This is a genomic window from Thermococcus cleftensis, from assembly GCF_000265525.1.
GTDB lineage: Archaea > Methanobacteriota_B > Thermococci > Thermococcales > Thermococcaceae > Thermococcus > Thermococcus cleftensis.
Genome location: NC_018015.1, coordinates 883,105 through 899,597, shown reverse-complemented (window position 1 = coordinate 899,597; position 16,493 = coordinate 883,105). Strand labels below are relative to the sequence as shown.

Genomic DNA, 16,493 nt, shown 5'->3' with positions numbered 1-16,493 from the left:
CCAACTTTCTTTACAGCCAGGGGAGGAAGGAAGATGGAAGGGGCAGAGCTGATCATTCAGGAGATAAACAGGGAAGCGGAGCAGAAGATACAGTACATACTCAGCGAGGCCAGGGAGGAGGCGGAGCAGATTAAGGAGGAGGCCAGGAAGAGGGCCGAGGCCAGGGCCGAGTGGATAATGCGAAAGGCCCAGACCCAGGCCGAGATAGAGAGGCAGAGAATAATAGCCAACGCCAGGCTCGAGGTCAGGAAGAAGCGCCTCCAGGTTCAGGAGGAGCTGATTCAGGAGGTCATCTCAGCTCTCCGCGAGAGGCTGGCCGAGCTTCCCGAGGAGGAGTACTTCCCGATGCTCATCGACCTGGCGGTTGGAGCCGTTAAGGAACTCGGCTCTGAGAGCTTTGTCCTTCGCTCCAACGAGAAGACCCTGGAACTGCTTTCCAACAGACTCGACGAGTTCAGGAAGGCCCTCGCCGAGAGGCTCGGGAAGGATGTTGAGGTCGCCCTCGGCGAGCCGGTGCAGACTATCGGAGGCCTCATCGTTGAGACCCCCGATGGCTCCGTCAGGGTTGATAACACGTTTGAGGCCAGGATAGAGAGGTTCGAGGGCGAGCTGAGGGCCGAGATAGCCAAGGCTCTCTTCGGGTGAGGGCGATGGAACCAGGAGCCGTGAGCGGAATACTCAACACCACCCTCGCAGTGGTCTTCACCTGGGTGGGCTACAAGACGGCCAAGATAGTCTGGAAGTACACGCCCTACTCCTATCCGAACGCTAGGATAAAGGCGATGGAAGCGAAGCTCCTGACCGAGCAGAGGTTCAACGAGTTGGCCGAGAGCAGGACGCTCCAGAACTTCGTGGTCAGCCTGGAGGATACCGACTACAGGGACTACTTCGCGGACCTCTCGAGCTACGACATCGAGTCGATAGAGAGGGCCCTCGAGAGGGCCTTGGCCGGAACCTACGAGCTTATGGTTAAAATCCTCCCGAAGAGGTCCGCCCCCTTCTTCAGGCTCATGCTTGAGGAGTGGGACGTCAGGAACATAGCGAGCGTTGTCAAGGCCAAGCTCGCGGGCGAACCGGCCAGTGATTACGTCGTCGAGCTGGGAACGATGCTCCCCAAGGTCAAGGCCATGGCAGAGGCCAAGACCATGGAGGAGATACTCGTTATCCTTGAGGGCACCCCCTACGAGGAGCCCTACCAGAAGCTTCTCCTGGGCGAGATGAGCCTTAGGGAGTTCGAGACCGAGCTCTACAAGATGCACTACGCCAAGCTGCTCAACTATGCCCTCTCCAGGAAGGAGGACGAGAGGGTGATCCTCGAGGAGTTCGTGAGGCTCAGGATAGACAAGCTGAACCTCCTCACCGTTCTCAGGGCAAAGTCTGCAGGAATGGCCGCGGAGGAGATAAAGCCCATGCTCATTCCGGGTGGAAGCGTCAAGCTCGACCCGCTCCTCCACGTCGATGACCTGGGAATGGCCCTGGCCGAGCTGGACTCCACCAAGTACGGTAAGGTTATCCGCGACGTCAGGGAGGAAGTGGAGAGGGACCTCGGAGTCCTCGAGAGGACCCTGGAGAGGCACATCGTGGAGAGGCTTAGTGAGCTCAACAGGTTCTACCCGCTCAGCGTCGCTACACCGCTCGGCTACGTCCTCCAGAAGGAGAGGGAAATCCGGAAGCTCAGGGCCATAGCCAAGCTCATCAGCGATGGCCTCGAGCCCGAGAGGATAAAGGAGATGGCGGGTGATGCCGCATGAAGATAGCCGTGCTGGGGGACAGGGACACGGCGCTCGGCTTCAAGCTGGCCGGCGCCCACGAGGTTTATTCCTTTGACGACACGCCTCTCGAGCTGGAGAGGCTGAGAAACAAGCTGAAGGAGCTCATAGAGAGGGGCGACGTGGGAATAATACTCATAACCGAGAGGTTCGCCCAGAAGGTTGAGCTCCCAGAGGTTACCCTCCCGATCATTCTTCAGGTGCCGGACAAGTCCGGCTCTAAGTTCGGTGAAGAGGCGATTAAGGAGATAGTTAGGAGGGCAATTGGTGTTGAGCTGAAGAGGTGAAGGGAAATGGGAAGGATAATTCGCGTTACCGGTCCGCTCGTCGTTGCCGACGGAATGAAAGGATCGAAGATGTACGAGGTCGTTCGCGTCGGCGAAATGGGGCTCATAGGAGAAATCATACGCCTCGAGGGCGACAGGGCTGTTATCCAGGTCTACGAGGAAACCGCCGGTATAAAGCCCGGGGAGCCGGTCGAGGGAACTGGCGCTTCGCTGAGCGTTGAGCTCGGTCCCGGACTGCTCACCGCGATGTACGATGGAATTCAGAGGCCACTTGAGGCCCTCAGGGAGCTGAGCGGCGACTTCATAGCGAGAGGTCTCACCGCCCCGGCCCTGCCGAGGGACAAGAAGTGGCACTTCACCCCGAAGGTTAAGGTCGGGGACAAGGTCGTTGGCGGCGATATACTCGGTGTCGTTCCCGAGACCAGCATCATCGAGCACAAGATACTCGTTCCGCCCTGGGTCGAGGGTGAGATCGTCGAGATCGCCGAGGAGGGTGACTACACCGTCGAGGAGGTCATAGCCAGGGTCAAGAAGCCTGACGGAAGCATCGAGGAGCTTAAGATGTACCACAAGTGGCCCGTCCGTGTCAAGAGGCCCTACAAGAGGAAGCTCCCGCCCGAGGTTCCGCTCATCACCGGACAGAGGACTATAGACACCTTCTTCAGCCAGGCCAAGGGTGGAACGGCCGCTATTCCTGGCCCATTCGGTTCCGGAAAGACCGTTACCCAGCACCAGCTGGCCAAGTGGAGTGACGCCCAGGTCGTCGTTTACATAGGTTGCGGTGAGCGCGGAAACGAGATGACCGACGTGCTTGAGGAGTTCCCGAAGCTCAAGGACCCGAAGACCGGAAAGCCGCTCATGGAGAGGACGGTTCTCATAGCCAACACCTCCAACATGCCGGTCGCGGCGCGTGAGGCTTCCATCTACACCGGAATCACCATAGCCGAGTACTTCCGCGACCAGGGCTACGACGTGGCTCTTATGGCCGACTCCACCTCGAGATGGGCCGAAGCTTTGCGTGAGATTTCTGGAAGGCTTGAGGAGATGCCCGGTGAGGAGGGTTACCCGGCATACCTCGCGAGCAAGATCGCCGAGTTCTACGAGCGTGCCGGTCGCGTCGTCACCCTCGGAAGCGACGAGAGGATAGGCAGTGTCTCCGTCATCGGTGCAGTCTCGCCGCCTGGCGGTGACTTCAGCGAGCCGGTCGTCCAGAACACCCTGCGTGTCGTCAAGGTCTTCTGGGCCCTCGATGCAGACCTTGCTCGTAGGAGGCACTTCCCGGCAATAAACTGGCTCAGGAGCTACTCGCTCTACGTGGACTCCATCAAGGACTGGTGGCACAAGAACGTCGATCCCGAGTGGAAGGCCATGAGGGACAAGGCGATGGAGCTTCTCCAGAAGGAGGCCGAGCTCCAGGAGATAGTCAGGATCGTCGGTCCCGATGCACTGCCGGACAGGGAAAAAGCGGTGCTTATCGTCACCAGAATGCTCCGTGAGGACTACCTCCAGCAGGACGCTTTCGATGAGGTGGACACCTACTGCCCGCCCAAGAAGCAGGTCACCATGATGAGGGTTATCCTCAACTTCTACGAGAAGACCATGCAGGCCGTCGATAGGGGAGTTCCCGTTGATGAAATAGCCAAGCTCCCGGTCAGGGAGAAGATAGGACGTATGAAGTACGAGCCCGACCTTGAGAAGGTCAGGGCCCTCATAGACGAGACAAACGCTCAGTTTGAGGAGCTCTTCAAGAGGTACGGGGCGTGATGCTGATGCCGGGAATGGAGTACTCCACCGTTAGCAAGATTTACGGCCCGCTGATGATAGTCCAGGGCGTCAAGGGCGTTGCCTACGGTGAGGTCGTCGAGATAGAGACCGAGAGCGGCGAGAAGAGGAAGGGGCAGGTGCTTGAGGCCAGGCAGGACATGGCCATCGTCCAGGTCTTCGAGGGGACCCGTGATTTGGACATCAAGAGCACCCGCGTCCGCTTCACCGGCGAGACCCTCAAGGTTCCGGTTTCAATGGACATGCTCGGCAGGATATTCAACGGTATCGGGAAGCCCATCGATGGCGGACCGGAGATTATCCCGGAGGACAGGCGCGACGTCCACGGCGCTCCCCTCAACCCGGTCGCGAGAGCCTACCCGAGGGACTTCATACAGACCGGTGTCTCGGCCATAGATGGAATGAACACCCTCATTCGCGGCCAGAAGCTTCCGATATTCAGCGGTTCGGGTCTGCCACACAACATGCTCGCTGCACAGATAGCGAGGCAGGCCAAGGTTCTCGGCGACGAGGAGCAGTTCGCTGTCGTCTTCGCGGCAATGGGTATCACCTACGAAGAGGCCAACTTCTTCAAGAAGAGCTTCGAGGAGACCGGTGCCATCGAAAGGGCCGTCCTGTTCCTCAACCTCGCCGACGACCCGGCAATCGAGCGTATCATTACCCCGCGTATGGCGCTGACGGTTGCGGAGTACCTCGCCTTCGACTACGACATGCAGGTGCTGGTTATACTCACCGACATGACCAACTACGCGGAAGCTCTGCGTGAGATTTCAGCGGCGAGAGAAGAGGTTCCGGGCAGGCGCGGTTATCCGGGTTACATGTACACCGACCTGGCCACCATCTACGAGCGCGCTGGAAGGGTCAAGGGCAGGAAGGGAAGCATAACCCAGGTGCCCATTCTGACGATGCCGGACGACGACATAACCCACCCCATTCCCGACCTGACCGGATACATCACCGAGGGCCAGATAGTCCTCAGCAGGGACCTCCACAGGAAGGGTATCTACCCGCCCATTGATGTCCTTCCGTCGCTCAGCCGTCTGATGAAGGACGGTATCGGTAAGGGAATGACGAGAGAAGACCACCCGCAGCTCAGCCAGCAGCTCTACGCCGCCTACGCCGAGGGAAGGAGCCTCAGGGATCTCGTCGCCGTCGTCGGTGAAGAGGCATTAAGCGAGACCGACAGGAAGTATCTCAAGTTCGCGGACAGGTTTGAGAGGGAGTTCGTCGCCCAGCGCTACGACGAGGACAGGAGCATCTTCGAGACCCTCGACCTAGGCTGGGAGCTCTTGGCAGAGCTTCCGGAGAGCGAGCTCAAGCGTGTCAGGAAGGAGTACATCCTCAAGTACCACCCCAAGTACAGGAAGAGGGAGGGCTGACCTCCCTTCAACCTCTAGGTGGTCGAGATGGCAGAGCTGCTCAACGTCAAGCCCACCCGTATGGAGCTCCTGAACCTCAAGAGGCGCATTAAGCTGGCCAAGAAGGGTCACAAGCTCCTCAAGGACAAGCAGGACGCCCTGATAATGGAGTTCTTCACGATCTACGACGAGGCCCTCCAGCTTAGGGAAGAGCTCGGCAGGAAGATGGAGGAGGCGTTCAGGGCGCTCCAGGCGGCGGAGATGGACGTCGGAACGCTCCGCCTCAGGGAGATAGGCCTCTCGGTGAAGCCCAACAGGGAGGTCGAGATAAGGAAGAGGAACGTCATGGGCGTTCCTGTTCCGCTCATAGAGGCAGAATCCTTCCGGAGGAGCACGAGCGAACGCGGCTACGCCTTCGTCTCCAGTTCGGCCAGGGTAGATGCTGCGGCCGAGAAGTTCGAGGAGGTTCTTGACTTAGCCGTCCGCCTGGCCGAGGTCGAGGAGACCCTCAAGAGGCTCGCGAGGGAGATAGAGGTCACCAAGAGGCGCGTCAATGCCCTTGAGTACATCATAATCCCGCGCATGGAGGCGACGGTGAAGTTCATCAAGCAGCGCCTCGACGAGATGGAGCGCGAGAACTTCTTCAGGCTGAAGAGGGTCAAGGCCCTCATCGAGGCCAGAACCCAGGCCGAGGGCTCCTGACGGGGCAACCCTTTTATTCCTCTCCTCCATTTCTCTCCGGTGGTGGCATGACGGAGAAGCTGTTCTATGCCGACGCTTACCTCAGGGAGACCGAGGCGGTAATCAGGGACGTTGAAGTTGAGAGGGAGAGGGTCAGGGTTCTCCTCGACAGGACAGTATTCTACCCCGAGGGCGGCGGCCAGCCCTCTGACGGGGGGACAATAGTGGGTGAGGGCTTCAGGATTCTCGTGAACAGCGTCAGGGGCAAGGAGGAGGTATGGCACGAGGGAAAGCTTGAAGGCCGCCCTCCCGAACCAGGGGAATCCGTGAGACTGCTCCTCGACTGGAAGTGGCGCTACGAAAACATGCGCCAGCACACCGGCCAGCACATACTCTCCGCGGTTTTCAAGGAGCTTTACGACGCCAACACGACCGGCTTCCAGATATTCGAGACCCACAACAAGATAGAGATCGACTATTCCGGCGAGCTCACCTGGGAGATGGTTCTCGAAGCCGAGAGGAGGGCGAACGAGGTAGTATGGCGCAACGTCCCGGTTCGGATCGAGGTTTACCGGGAGCTCCCCGAAGAGCTCCGGAAGGAACTCCGGAAGGGACTGTCTGATAAGGTGAAGCCGCCCATAAGGATAGTCTCGATCCCCGGTGTCGATGTGACCCCCTGTGGCGGGACCCACGTGAGGAATACTGGTGAGGTAGGTTTCATCAAGGTTGTCAGGTTCTACCGCAAGAGCAGGAAGCTCTGGAGGATAGAGTTCGTCTGCGGCGGCAGGGCGCTGAAGTACCTCGATGAACTCCTGGGCGACTACTGGGAATCCCTGGACGAGATGCCCAACAAGAACCGCCCCCTGCTCGAGCGGGTGAGGGACCTAAAGGCAGAGGTAAAGCGCCTGGAGGAGGAAAAGGACGACCTGAGGCGGGAACTCTGGAGGTGGAAGGCTAAGGCACTCCTGGAAGAGGCCAGGGAAATCGGTGGGGTGAGGGTGGTCTCGTACGTTGAGGAGGCTCCGATGAAGGATGCCCAGGCCTTCGTGGTGTACCTCGTGGACAAGAACCCGAACACGGTGGCCCTGGTGGCCGGGGAGAACTACGTGATATTTGCCAAGAACGAGAACGTTGGGGCGGTCTCAATGAAGGAACTGCTCAGGGAGGTTCTGTCAGAGGCCGGTGGCGGCGGGGGCGGCAGTGAAGTGCTCGCGAGGGGAGGCGGCTTTGCAGCATCGCCGGGGGAGGTTCTGGAGCTGGCCCTTGAAAAATTGAGGGGGAAGCTTTCCCCCTGAACTCTACCCCCTTGACAGGAACCTCTCCTCCAGCTCGCGGTTTATCAGGACGAAGGCGAGGGCGAAGACCACGAGGGCGAGGCCGATGGGCACTATCATCCACCAGGCCATGCTGTATATCGCGTTCTGGCTGAGCACCATTCCCAGCATCGTTCCCCAGTTGAATCCGGGCGCGACCCTGAAGAAGCCCAGTATCGATATCAGCGCGATGACCTTGGGTGCGAAGAGCGAGAGCTGGTAGATTGAGTACGGCCCCACTATCCTCAGTATGTGCCTCCGGAGTATCCACTTCCTGTCGGCGCCCAGGCTCTCAGCCGCGGCCACGTACTCCTTGTTGAGCTCTGTCCTGACTATAGCCCCCACGTTCCTTGCTATCTTCCCGAAGAGCAGAAACGCCAGCGCCGGCACGAAGGCCCACATGGGTATCGTTATCCTGGCGTTGTAGGACACGCTCCCGGTCAGGGGTATGAGGGCTATCATGAAGGGTATGACGGGGATTATTGTGGAGAGCTTCGATATGGAATCCACGGCCGTTCCGGCCTTTCCCCTAAGTGAGGCGGCGAGGCCGGCGAGCGTTCCAAGGGCCACAGCCACCACCGCCGTGAGGTAGACGAGGATTACCGTCTGCCTCGCCCCCCACAGGAATGCCGCACCGACGTCCCTGCCGTAGGTGTCGGTTCCCAGGATACCGTAGGTGGCGCCTACTATTTTGACCGTTGAGTTCAGCGCCCCCTCGACGGTTATCGTGTAAACCCCGTGTTCCGGAACGACATCTCCGCTCAGGTTCACGAAGAACAGCGGCTTCAGGCCCATTCTAAAGGCCGTGTCCTCCATTCTGAACTCCACTCCCCTGTCTTCAGCTATCTCCATCAGCACCTGCCACTGATAGGCGAGGGAGACTTCATCGGAGGTTCCCCTGTAGAACTGGTAGCTCTTCCCTGAGGGTGTCGTCACCGTTACCGTCACGGGCCTTCCCTCGGTTCTGTTGAACTTCACTATTATGTCCTGGGGTGGCTTTGAGTACCTGAAGTCGTACTCGAAGGCCTGAAGGCCCGGCTGACTCTTTACAGGGGCCAGTTCCTCCGTTGGAGGCAGGCTCTTTCCGAAGAGGTTCACCCACGAGGGCGGAACGAGCTTGGGGTTGTCCTTCCAGTAGAGGCCGTTGTACCAGTTCTCTATCTTCTCCTCGTTCACGAAGTAGGGGGCGATGAACGCTGCGATGGTGTATATCACGATGATGGCCGCTCCCAGCCTGAGCTTGCTGGTTCTCATTGCCTCTCCCCTCCCGAGCGCGGGTCCAGGTAGAGGTACAGGCCCTCCATCACCACGGCGTTGATGAAGTAGAACAGCATCATAACCGCCGTCGCGAAGAACAGGATCTCGGGTGCATAGGCAAAACCGAACCCGTCCCCAATGCGGGTCAGCCCGAATGAAATCGCCATCAGATAGCCGAGGCCGTGTATGTTGAATATAACCTCGATGAGCATCATTCCTGTCAGTATCTCCAGGAAGTTGTACGTCGTGAATGTCAGGAACGCCGGTAAAGCGGTTCTGAGGAGTTTGCGCATTATCCTCCCCTCCGGCAGTCCCCTCGCGACGTCATAGAGCACGTGGTCGCCGTTGCGCTCGTTCACTATCATGTTCCTGACGTTGAACGCGTACTCCCACAGGCTCGAGAACACCAGCGTGAGCACCGGAAGGGCCAGGGCCCTGAGGTAGGTGCTCGTGGATAGGGTTCCGTGCACCTCCGCCCAGTTGATGGTGCCCTCGAAGTTGATGGGGAACAGGGAGAGCTTCCAGTAGAAGAGGAACAGGAACACCACGCCTATGAACCAGGAGGGCATGGCCGAGAGGGTTGGGGCCAGGACGGAGACCACCTTATCGATCCACCCCCGGTAGTAGCCTGCCCTCAGCCCCAGGAAAAGCCCTACCGCGAGGAGGAAGACCTCGGTCAGCACGAGGAGGGCGAAGCTCTTGACGACGAAGGTCTCCAGGCTCTCCCCCCTCACCTCCGGCGGGTTCCTCAGGAACTTCCATGTGGCGGAGAAGTAGCCGCCTATAGTGTCCAGCAGGCTACTGTCGTTTTTCGGGTAGAACTTGTAGACCTTTCCGAGGTCGTTCCGTTCAATCCGCAGTTCTCCACCCGCTATAATGGTTCCGACCACGAGAAGGGCGAGGAACAGGATTAGAAGGTTTCTAGTGATTATCCTGGCAGCGGCTCCGGCTTTAGCCATGTTTCCACCCATAAGTGGCATCGGTGTACTCTTTAAAACATTTACGAACCTGAGTAATTTTTGCCCGGTAGAAGAAGGAAATATAAATCAACGGTTTTCGGAAAATTAAAGCATCACTCCTGGAGGAGCGTATCAAGCCCCAATTTCCGGTATACGAACTTTTTTTGCTCCGCAGGTACTGCGGGCCTTGAGGTTTCCTTCTCCGCCTTCTCCCTGTCCATGAGGCCGTAGCGAACCAGGGCGGCTATCCTGCGGTGCTCGAAGCTGTGGCCGTGCTTCTCCCAGTAGCGCTCAAGGGCCGGCCCGAGGACGAGGCAGTTGGTGGTGTAGCCAGGCAGCTCGGGGAACTCGAAGGGGAGCCTCTCCAGGATTTCAAGCCTCTCCTTCTCGGTCATCATGGAGAGGAGCCGTATCTGAACCACTCCCCCGCTCATGAGCCTGTAGGGGTGGTGGCCGAAGGGAAGCTCGTGGCCGGTGATTATGTACCTGTACCCGTTCCTCAGGGCGTACTTCCTCAGCTTCTCCATCGTTCTCTTGGAGCAGCGCCTGCAGGGGGATTCCGCCTTGAGAAGGGCATCGCGGAAGATGTCGGAGTAATCGTGGCGAAGAACCTTGAACGGAACGCCCAGCGCCCTGGCTATCCTCCCGGCGTTCTCTATGGCCTCCCTCGCCATCAGCCCGTGGTCTATCATCACCGCCTCCAGCTCCGGGACCTTGAAAACCTCCTTTGCCAGATAGAGAGCCACAACGCTGTCCTTTCCGCCGGAGTAGGCAACTATTGCCCTGTCCACGTCCTTCATAAGCTCCTCCAGCTCGGCGCGGATCCTTTCCCTGTCCACCGGGTGTCTCAGATAGACCTGGCACTCCCTGCATATCGGCCTTCCGTCGATGATGTCTATCTTCGCCGTCCTCTCGTCGTGAACGCAGAGTGAACACCTTAGCATGGTGGGGAGGGAGAAGAAAGCTCTTAAAAGCTTTATCTGGGCAGTTTTGGCACCTTGGACTTGAGCTTCCCCGTGGTGTCCTTCGCCCTCTTCACCGTCTCATCGGTCTTCCTCTTGCCCTTCCGGGTGGCGAAGAAGCCGACCGTCGCTATGGCGTTCCTCAGGAGTATCCCGCGGTTGTTCCTGGCTATGAACCAGCCAAAGAGCAGGCCAAACGCTAGACCCGCCAGCCAGAGGGAGAGAATGAAGGTGTTGGCGCTCATACCGTTTGGGCTGAGCGTTACCGAGAGGGCCTTGTAGGCGAGGGCGAAGGCGACGACGAAGATCGTTTCGAGCAGTATCGACAGCTTGGTCGCCATTCCGATTATTCCCAGAACCGTGCTGTCCTCGGTGTACTCCTCTATGATTCTCTGGTCGTGGAGGCCGTAGACGAGGGTTCTCGTGATGTTTGCCCCGCTCCTGAAGGCGAGGAAACCGAAGATGGCCGCGCTCCAGCTGACTCCCCAGAGCTTCCATAACGCCCGGGCTCCAACGGCTATCCAGACAAGGGTGTAGAGCCTCTCGATGCCCTTCTTCTCGTTCTCAGGAACCTCGAGGCGGAGAACCTTCCTCCAGGCCATTCCCGTCAGGCTTCCAAAGGCCCTCATCAGCATCAGGGATAGGTTGATGAAGAGAAACGCCGTCAGGAAGAGGAATGCAAAGAGCTCCCGCAGCACGGGGTATCCCCCCTGTCCCTCTGGTTTTATTTTGCTCAGCACTTATTTAACGCTTCCCCTCAGCGCTTCAGGAACTCCTCCTCTATCTTCCTGCTCAGCGACACGAAGGAGAGCGCCAGAAGGCCTATGGAAACGCCCACCGGAACCACCTGCCACCACGCCAGCCTGTAGGTTGCTCCCTCCCTTATCGTCTGGCTCATTATGGTGCCCCAGTTGAAGCCCGGCACGATGTTGAAGAAGCCTAGGAGAGTTATGAACGCTATCGTCCCGGGGACGGCCAGGGCGAACTGGTAGATGGCGTAGGGCACCAGAACCCTTGAGACGTGCTTCCGGAGAATCCAGAGGGAACTCCCGCCGAGCGCCTTGGCCGATTCGACGTACTCCTTTCTGAGCTCCTCCTCGACCATCGAGCGGACGTTCCGCGAGACGTTTCCCATCATGAGAACTCCTACGATAAGGGCTATTGCGAGGGGGCTGGCCTTGATGACGTAGTTCTCGTCTATCGCCGCCGCCAGGACCACCGCGGACACCGCCACCGGAAGAACCGGGGTTACCGTCACGAGCCGTGAGATGAAATCCGCTATCCTACCCACCCAGCTGGAGAGGACGCTCAGCGTTCCCAGAATCAGGGCCAGACCAACCGTTGCGAGGGAGCCGAGGATAGCTATGGTTATGGTTTCTCTCATTCCCCATATGAAGCCGGTCCAGACGTCTCTCCCGACGGTGTCGGTTCCCAGGAGACCGTAGCTCTTTCCGAGCACCCTTATCTTCGGCTCTTTCTCCGGACCTTCGACCACTATCAGGTACCGCCCCTTCAGGAATTCCGGGTGATCTAGGCAGTCTTCGGTGGGCTTCGAGAATATTATGTTAAAGGCGTCGTGGAACAGCAGGTTCCCGCCTTCGGGCGTCACGTTGCACTTCTCCTCGGCTATTCTGACGAACACGCTGGGGTTCTTGGAGAAGTGTATCTCACCGAAAACGTAGCCGTCCCAGAGGACGTATTCCCGCCCGTCTGGTCCGATGATCTTTATCCTCATCACTCCCGTCGAGTTCGGAATGAAGATTATGTCCGAGGGTGCGGAGGAGTAGTGGAAGTCGTAGGTGAAGACGAACTCTCCGGCCTGACGCTCCCCCTGGAGCCACTCCGTCCTCGGCAATCCTGCAAGCTCGCCGTACCATTCCGGGGGAACGCCTATCGGGTTAAGACGCCAGTAGCCCAGGTTGTCCCAGTTCTCAACGTCCTCGCGGTTCAGGGTGAGGGGGCCGATGATGGAGACGATGAGGAAGGAGACGATTATCGCCACTGCCGCCGGGGTCGAGATGTTTCTCTCAAACATTCCGCCTCACCCTGGGGTCGAGCTTCAGGTAGAGGGCCTCCATAACCGTCGAGTTGATGAAGTATAGCAGAACCATGACGAGGGCGACGAAGAATATGTACCTGCCGTTGAAGGTGAACGTCTGTGTTATCTCGCCGCCGGGTGACAGGTGGTAGTTCTTTCCAGCGGAGCAGGCGAAGACGTAGCCTATGCCGTTCACGTTGAAGAGCTTCTCGACGGCCATCGCGTTTATCAGGAGGCTGAGGAAGTTGTAGCTTGTAAAGGTTAGGAAAGATGGAAGGACTGTTCTGAGGAGTTTTTTCATGATCCTTTTGTCGGGAAGGCCCTTGAGCACGTCCGCGAAGAAGTGCTCCTCGTGGGTTTCCCTCTTCACCAGGGTTCTCACGTTGAAAGCGTATATGACGACGTTGGCGAAGGTCAGCGTCAGGACCGGGAGGAGAAGGGCGTTCAGATAGGTGAAAACGCTTATCTCCCCGGTCGCCTTGGCGCGGGCGATGTAGTTCATGTAGTCTATCGTGGAAAGATCCAGCCGCCACCAGAGCGTCCACAGGAGAAATATTGCCCAGAACCAGCCGGGAATTGCGGAGAATATCGGTGCCAGTGTGGAAAGAACCTTGTCCCACCGGCCTCCCCGATAGCCAGCCTTCAAGCCCCAGTAGAGGCCCAGCAGGAACACCATGGCCATAGTCAGGAGGAGAACGATGAAGGTCGTCAGGATAGCCTTTTCCGGCGTCGTCATGAAGACCTCCTCGAAACTCTCCCTGGGGCTGGGGTTGTATATCCTGGCCTCCATGTCGCCCTGCTTCGCGACGATGACCGTTCCGTTCTTCCTGCTGAAGAGTGCGAACGAAAAGTTGGCGTACTCGTAGGTTTTTTCCAGGCTTTCTCTTATCCCCATCTTCCCTTCCACGGGAACGCCGAGCTTGTTCATCTCGATCGAGTTTATCTTGTGCTCGGCCTGGGCGATTAGGACACCCGTGATGACGAGAACAATTATCAGCAGTGTTACGTTCTCCAGGACTTTACCAATGAATCTCATTCCTGGAGCACCGTGGTAAAATACTCACCTCGCTTAAAAAGCTTTCCATCTGTGAATAAACCGAAAAATTTGGGTGTGTTTGGACATTTTGATGTAAAAATGGTGATTGAGGTTACGCTCTCTCCCTCTTCATCGCCGGTGCGACGTCCCTCGCAACGCGCCTCGCGCTGAACAGTGTCAGCGGGTCCATCGTCCTGTAGATTGCGAGCTGACAGCCGCTTATGCGGACGTCTATGTACTTCTTCGCCTCCATTGCGGCCTTCAGGTAGTCCCTTACGCTCTCGGCCCGCTCGAAGTCGAGGCCGGCCTTTTTCAACCGCTCGACGTTCAGCTCGTGAATCGTGAGGGGCTGGAGCATCATCTCGTCTATTCCAAGGGAAGCTGCAAGCTCCGCTATCCTCGGTATGTCCTCGTCGTTTATGCCCGGCATGAAGATGGTCCTCACAGCCGAGCGGACTCTCTTGTCGCCTCCCACTATCCTGAGGGCGTTTACAACCGCATCGAAGGTGTCGGCGTTGGTAATTTTGAGGTGCTTTTCCCTCGTTGATGCATCGAGGCTTATCATCACGAGGTCGAAGTCGAGCTTCTCCCACAGCTCCTCGGTGAGAAGGGAACCGTTCGTCTGAAGATCGAGCCTCGCCTCCGGAAACCTCTCCCTGAGCATTCTGTTGACCTCCACTATGCGCGGGCTTATGAGCGGCTCGCCGTACTGTGAAACGGTTATGGCGTACGGCCTCTCCCAGCCGTAGTAGCCGGGCTTTGGGGCCTTTCCGAGCTTCACCGCGACGTTTGAGTAGCAGAATATGCAGTCGTGGTTGCACGCCGGCGTGAGCTCGTAGCTCGGGTGGTGAACGGGGTTGGGATTGCTAAGGTCGAGACCCTGACAGCCCTGACAGTGGGTGGGGAACTTCAGATCCATCACGAACCTCTTTAGAAGCCTCGCCTCCTCGTTCTCGAGGATTTGCGGTTCCACGCCCATGCTCCTCGCGAACTCCTCCCAGCTCATCTTCTTCATTCTCTCACCGGCCGAAACAGAAAAAAGGGGTTTAAAAACCTGATTGGTCAGAGCAGTCCCCTGAGCTGGAAGCCGTCGAAGACCGGCCCGTCGCGGCAGACGAGGTACTTTCCGAGGTTGCAGGAGCCGCAGACGCCGATTCCGCACTTCATGTAGCGCTCCGCCGAAACCTGGACGTTCTCGTAGTTCATAACCTCCAGCACCGCTTTGAGCATCGGCTCCGGGCCGCAGGCGTAGACCTGGTCAAACTCGTTCTTTCTCTCCGCCAGCACGTCCGTTGGGAAGCCCTTTCTGCCAGCGGAGCCGTCGTCGGTGGTGATTATCACCTCGTCCACGTACTCTTCAATGTCCATCAGAGCCAGTTCTTCCCTGCTTCTGGCGCCGTAGATTAGGGTTATGCTCTTGAACCTCCCACTGTTCTGCCTCACGAACGCGTAGAGGGGTGGGATTCCTATGCCACCGCCGACGAGCGCTACCTTTTCCCCCTCTGGCTTGAAACCCCTGCCGTAGGGCCCGCGGATCCAGAGGTGGTCTCCCTCAGCCAGCTCGAAGAGCCTCGACGTGAAGGGACCAACGCGCTTGACGACTATCAAGTCCCTCCAGGCCAGGCTGAAGGGCTTTTCCCCGACCCCTGGAAGCCATGTCATTATGAACTGTCCGGCGGTAAATTTGAGCTTCTTATCGAAGCGGAAGGCCTTGACGTCCCTGGCAACGTCCCAGACTTCCCTAAGGGTTACCCTTTCCAGCATTTATCCTGACCCCCTCCGGCTTTCCCACGATTTCATCTTCCTCCATAACAACCCTTCCCCTGAGAAGGGTCATCAATACCTTTCCCTTCAGCTTTCTTCCCTCCCACGGGCTCCATTTTGCCTTCGTGTAGAAGTCCTCCGGTTTAACCGTCCATTCCCGCTTGAGGTCCACCACGGTGAAGTCCGCGTCCTTTCCCACCCCAAACCCCTTGTTCCTTATTCCAAATATTCTAATTGGATTCGTGTGCATCTTTTCAACGATGTCTGAAAGCTCGAGCATTCCCCTGTTCACGGCGTCGAGGAGAAGCGCCACCTCCGTTTCCAGCCCCGGTATCCCGGCCGCTCCGGCTTCCTTGTCCTCCGGCGTGTGGGGTGCGTGATCGCTGGCTATGAGTGGAATGTGGGAAAAGTTCCTCCAGAGTGCATTCCTATGTCCCTCGTCCCTCAGCGGAGGATAAACCTTGAGGAGAGGGTTCCCCTCGAAGTCCTTTCTCGTGAGAAAGAGATGGTGAGGGGTGACCTCGAAGCTCACCCAGGGTAGGTTTCTCCGCAGTATCGCTTCGATTCCACCGGCGGTTGATACGTGGCAGACGTTGAGGGGCTTTTCCAGATTTTCTGCCGCTTGAAGTGCCCGTTCTATCGCCAGAACCTCCGCCTCTGGTGGCCTCTCGGGGTTCCCTGCTATTACCTCCGCGTCCTCGGCGTGGACGCTAACGATGCTTGGAGCGCAGGAGTAGTCCGACTTAAAATCTTCTGAAAAGATTCCGCCAGTTGAGGCCCCCATGAAGATTTTGTAGAAGTCTGCCTCGGCTTTTCTCGCCTCGACGCAGTTGCCGTTTAGGAGGAAGCCCAGGGCGTAGTCGGCGTAGGATTTTCTGGCGAAAAGCTCTGCCCGCCTTTGAAACGTCTCGGAATCGGTTACCGGAGGTTTCGTGTTGGGCATGTCGAAGACAACTGTTATTCCTCCGTGTAGGGCTGCCATCGTCCCTGTTTCCACCGTTTCCTTCTCCCTATGCTCGAAGTCCCTCAGGTGGACGTGGACGTCTATCAAACCCGGGAGTACGACCTTTCCACGGCCAATTTGAATTATTTCTTCTCCCTTCAGATCGCCCCTTGAGACGCGCAGAATCCTGCCGCCAGAAACCCCTATGCTTCCTTCTATCAGTTTCCCACCCGTCAGGAATCGCCCTTTCAGAACCAGGTCGTACATAATGCCCGCACGCGTTTTGATGGGTTGGCATTTTAAGTTTTTTGCCTCCATGGGATTGGAAGCTGATGTTGAAAAGC

The 16,493-nt window shown here is 57.9% G+C and carries 16 protein-coding genes; 7 read left to right on the top strand and 9 right to left on the bottom strand.

Going from position 1 to position 16,493, the window contains the following annotated elements:
* Nucleotides 1–33: 33 nt before the first annotated feature.
* Genes CL1_RS04845 through CL1_RS04815 form a run of 7 tightly spaced genes read left to right on the top strand, consistent with a single transcriptional unit; the run spans nucleotide 34 to nucleotide 7,172 of the window.
* Nucleotides 34–645, top strand: a complete 612-nt coding sequence (locus tag CL1_RS04845) for a V-type ATP synthase subunit E (RefSeq protein ID WP_014788772.1) — start codon at nucleotides 34–36, stop codon at nucleotides 643–645.
* Between the two features lie 5 nt (nucleotides 646–650).
* Nucleotides 651–1,751: a V-type ATP synthase subunit C gene (locus tag CL1_RS04840; protein ID WP_014788771.1), complete on the top strand. Its 1,101-nt coding sequence runs from the start codon at nucleotides 651–653 to the stop codon at nucleotides 1,749–1,751.
* On the top strand, nucleotides 1,748–2,056 hold the full coding sequence (locus CL1_RS04835) for a V-type ATP synthase subunit F (protein ID WP_014788770.1): 309 nt from the start codon (nucleotides 1,748–1,750) through the stop codon (nucleotides 2,054–2,056). Before CL1_RS04840 ends, CL1_RS04835 begins: the two co-directional genes overlap by 4 nt.
* Before the next feature lie 6 nt (nucleotides 2,057–2,062).
* A complete protein-coding gene (locus CL1_RS04830; RefSeq protein ID WP_014788769.1) occupies nucleotides 2,063–3,820 on the top strand; it encodes an ATP synthase subunit A in 1,758 nt (585 codons plus the stop codon).
* Nucleotides 3,821–3,825: 5 nt separating this feature from the next.
* Complete coding sequence (locus CL1_RS04825) at nucleotides 3,826–5,217, top strand: ATP synthase subunit B (RefSeq protein WP_048151947.1); 1,392 nt, start codon at nucleotides 3,826–3,828, stop codon at nucleotides 5,215–5,217.
* Between the two features lie 27 nt (nucleotides 5,218–5,244).
* Nucleotides 5,245–5,898, top strand: a complete 654-nt coding sequence (locus CL1_RS04820; protein WP_014788767.1) for a V-type ATP synthase subunit D — start codon at nucleotides 5,245–5,247, stop codon at nucleotides 5,896–5,898.
* Nucleotides 5,899–5,945: 47 nt separating this feature from the next.
* Nucleotides 5,946–7,172 carry an alanyl-tRNA editing protein gene (locus CL1_RS04815; protein WP_014788766.1) on the top strand — a complete coding sequence of 409 codons (1,227 nt, stop codon included), beginning with the start codon at nucleotides 5,946–5,948 and terminating at the stop codon, nucleotides 7,170–7,172.
* 3 nt (nucleotides 7,173–7,175) lie between these two features.
* On the opposite strand, the gene CL1_RS04810 is transcribed toward CL1_RS04815, so the two are convergent.
* From CL1_RS04810 to CL1_RS04770, 9 genes are all read right to left on the bottom strand, one after another.
* A complete protein-coding gene (locus CL1_RS04810) occupies nucleotides 7,176–8,444 on the bottom strand; it encodes an ABC transporter permease (RefSeq protein ID WP_014788765.1) in 1,269 nt (422 codons plus the stop codon).
* Entirely contained in the window at nucleotides 8,441–9,406 is a 966-nt protein-coding gene (locus tag CL1_RS04805) for an ABC transporter permease subunit (protein ID WP_014788764.1), read from the bottom strand. Before CL1_RS04805 ends, CL1_RS04810 begins: the two co-directional genes overlap by 4 nt.
* A gap of 113 nt (nucleotides 9,407–9,519) precedes the next feature.
* Nucleotides 9,520–10,350 carry a 7-cyano-7-deazaguanine synthase gene (locus CL1_RS04800; RefSeq protein ID WP_014788763.1) on the bottom strand — a complete coding sequence of 277 codons (831 nt, stop codon included), beginning with the start codon at nucleotides 10,348–10,350 and terminating at the stop codon, nucleotides 9,520–9,522.
* Between the two features lie 32 nt (nucleotides 10,351–10,382).
* A complete protein-coding gene (locus CL1_RS04795) occupies nucleotides 10,383–11,066 on the bottom strand; it encodes a hypothetical protein (protein WP_014788762.1) in 684 nt (227 codons plus the stop codon).
* 59 nt (nucleotides 11,067–11,125) lie between these two features.
* Nucleotides 11,126–12,403 carry an ABC transporter permease gene (locus tag CL1_RS04790; RefSeq protein ID WP_014788761.1) on the bottom strand — a complete coding sequence of 426 codons (1,278 nt, stop codon included), beginning with the start codon at nucleotides 12,401–12,403 and terminating at the stop codon, nucleotides 11,126–11,128.
* Nucleotides 12,396–13,442, bottom strand: a complete 1,047-nt coding sequence (locus tag CL1_RS04785; protein ID WP_014788760.1) for an ABC transporter permease subunit — start codon at nucleotides 13,440–13,442, stop codon at nucleotides 12,396–12,398. Before CL1_RS04785 ends, CL1_RS04790 begins: the two co-directional genes overlap by 8 nt.
* Before the next feature lie 112 nt (nucleotides 13,443–13,554).
* Nucleotides 13,555–14,457 (bottom strand): radical SAM protein, encoded by a 903-nt coding sequence (locus tag CL1_RS04780; RefSeq protein WP_014788759.1) that lies wholly within the window; start codon nucleotides 14,455–14,457, stop codon nucleotides 13,555–13,557.
* A gap of 47 nt (nucleotides 14,458–14,504) precedes the next feature.
* Nucleotides 14,505–15,206 carry a dihydroorotate dehydrogenase electron transfer subunit gene (locus CL1_RS04775; RefSeq protein ID WP_014788758.1) on the bottom strand — a complete coding sequence of 234 codons (702 nt, stop codon included), beginning with the start codon at nucleotides 15,204–15,206 and terminating at the stop codon, nucleotides 14,505–14,507.
* Complete coding sequence (locus tag CL1_RS04770) at nucleotides 15,184–16,416, bottom strand: dihydroorotase (RefSeq protein ID WP_014788757.1); 1,233 nt, start codon at nucleotides 16,414–16,416, stop codon at nucleotides 15,184–15,186. The genes CL1_RS04775 and CL1_RS04770 overlap by 23 nt, the downstream gene beginning before the upstream one ends.
* Nucleotides 16,417–16,493 lie beyond the last annotated feature (77 nt).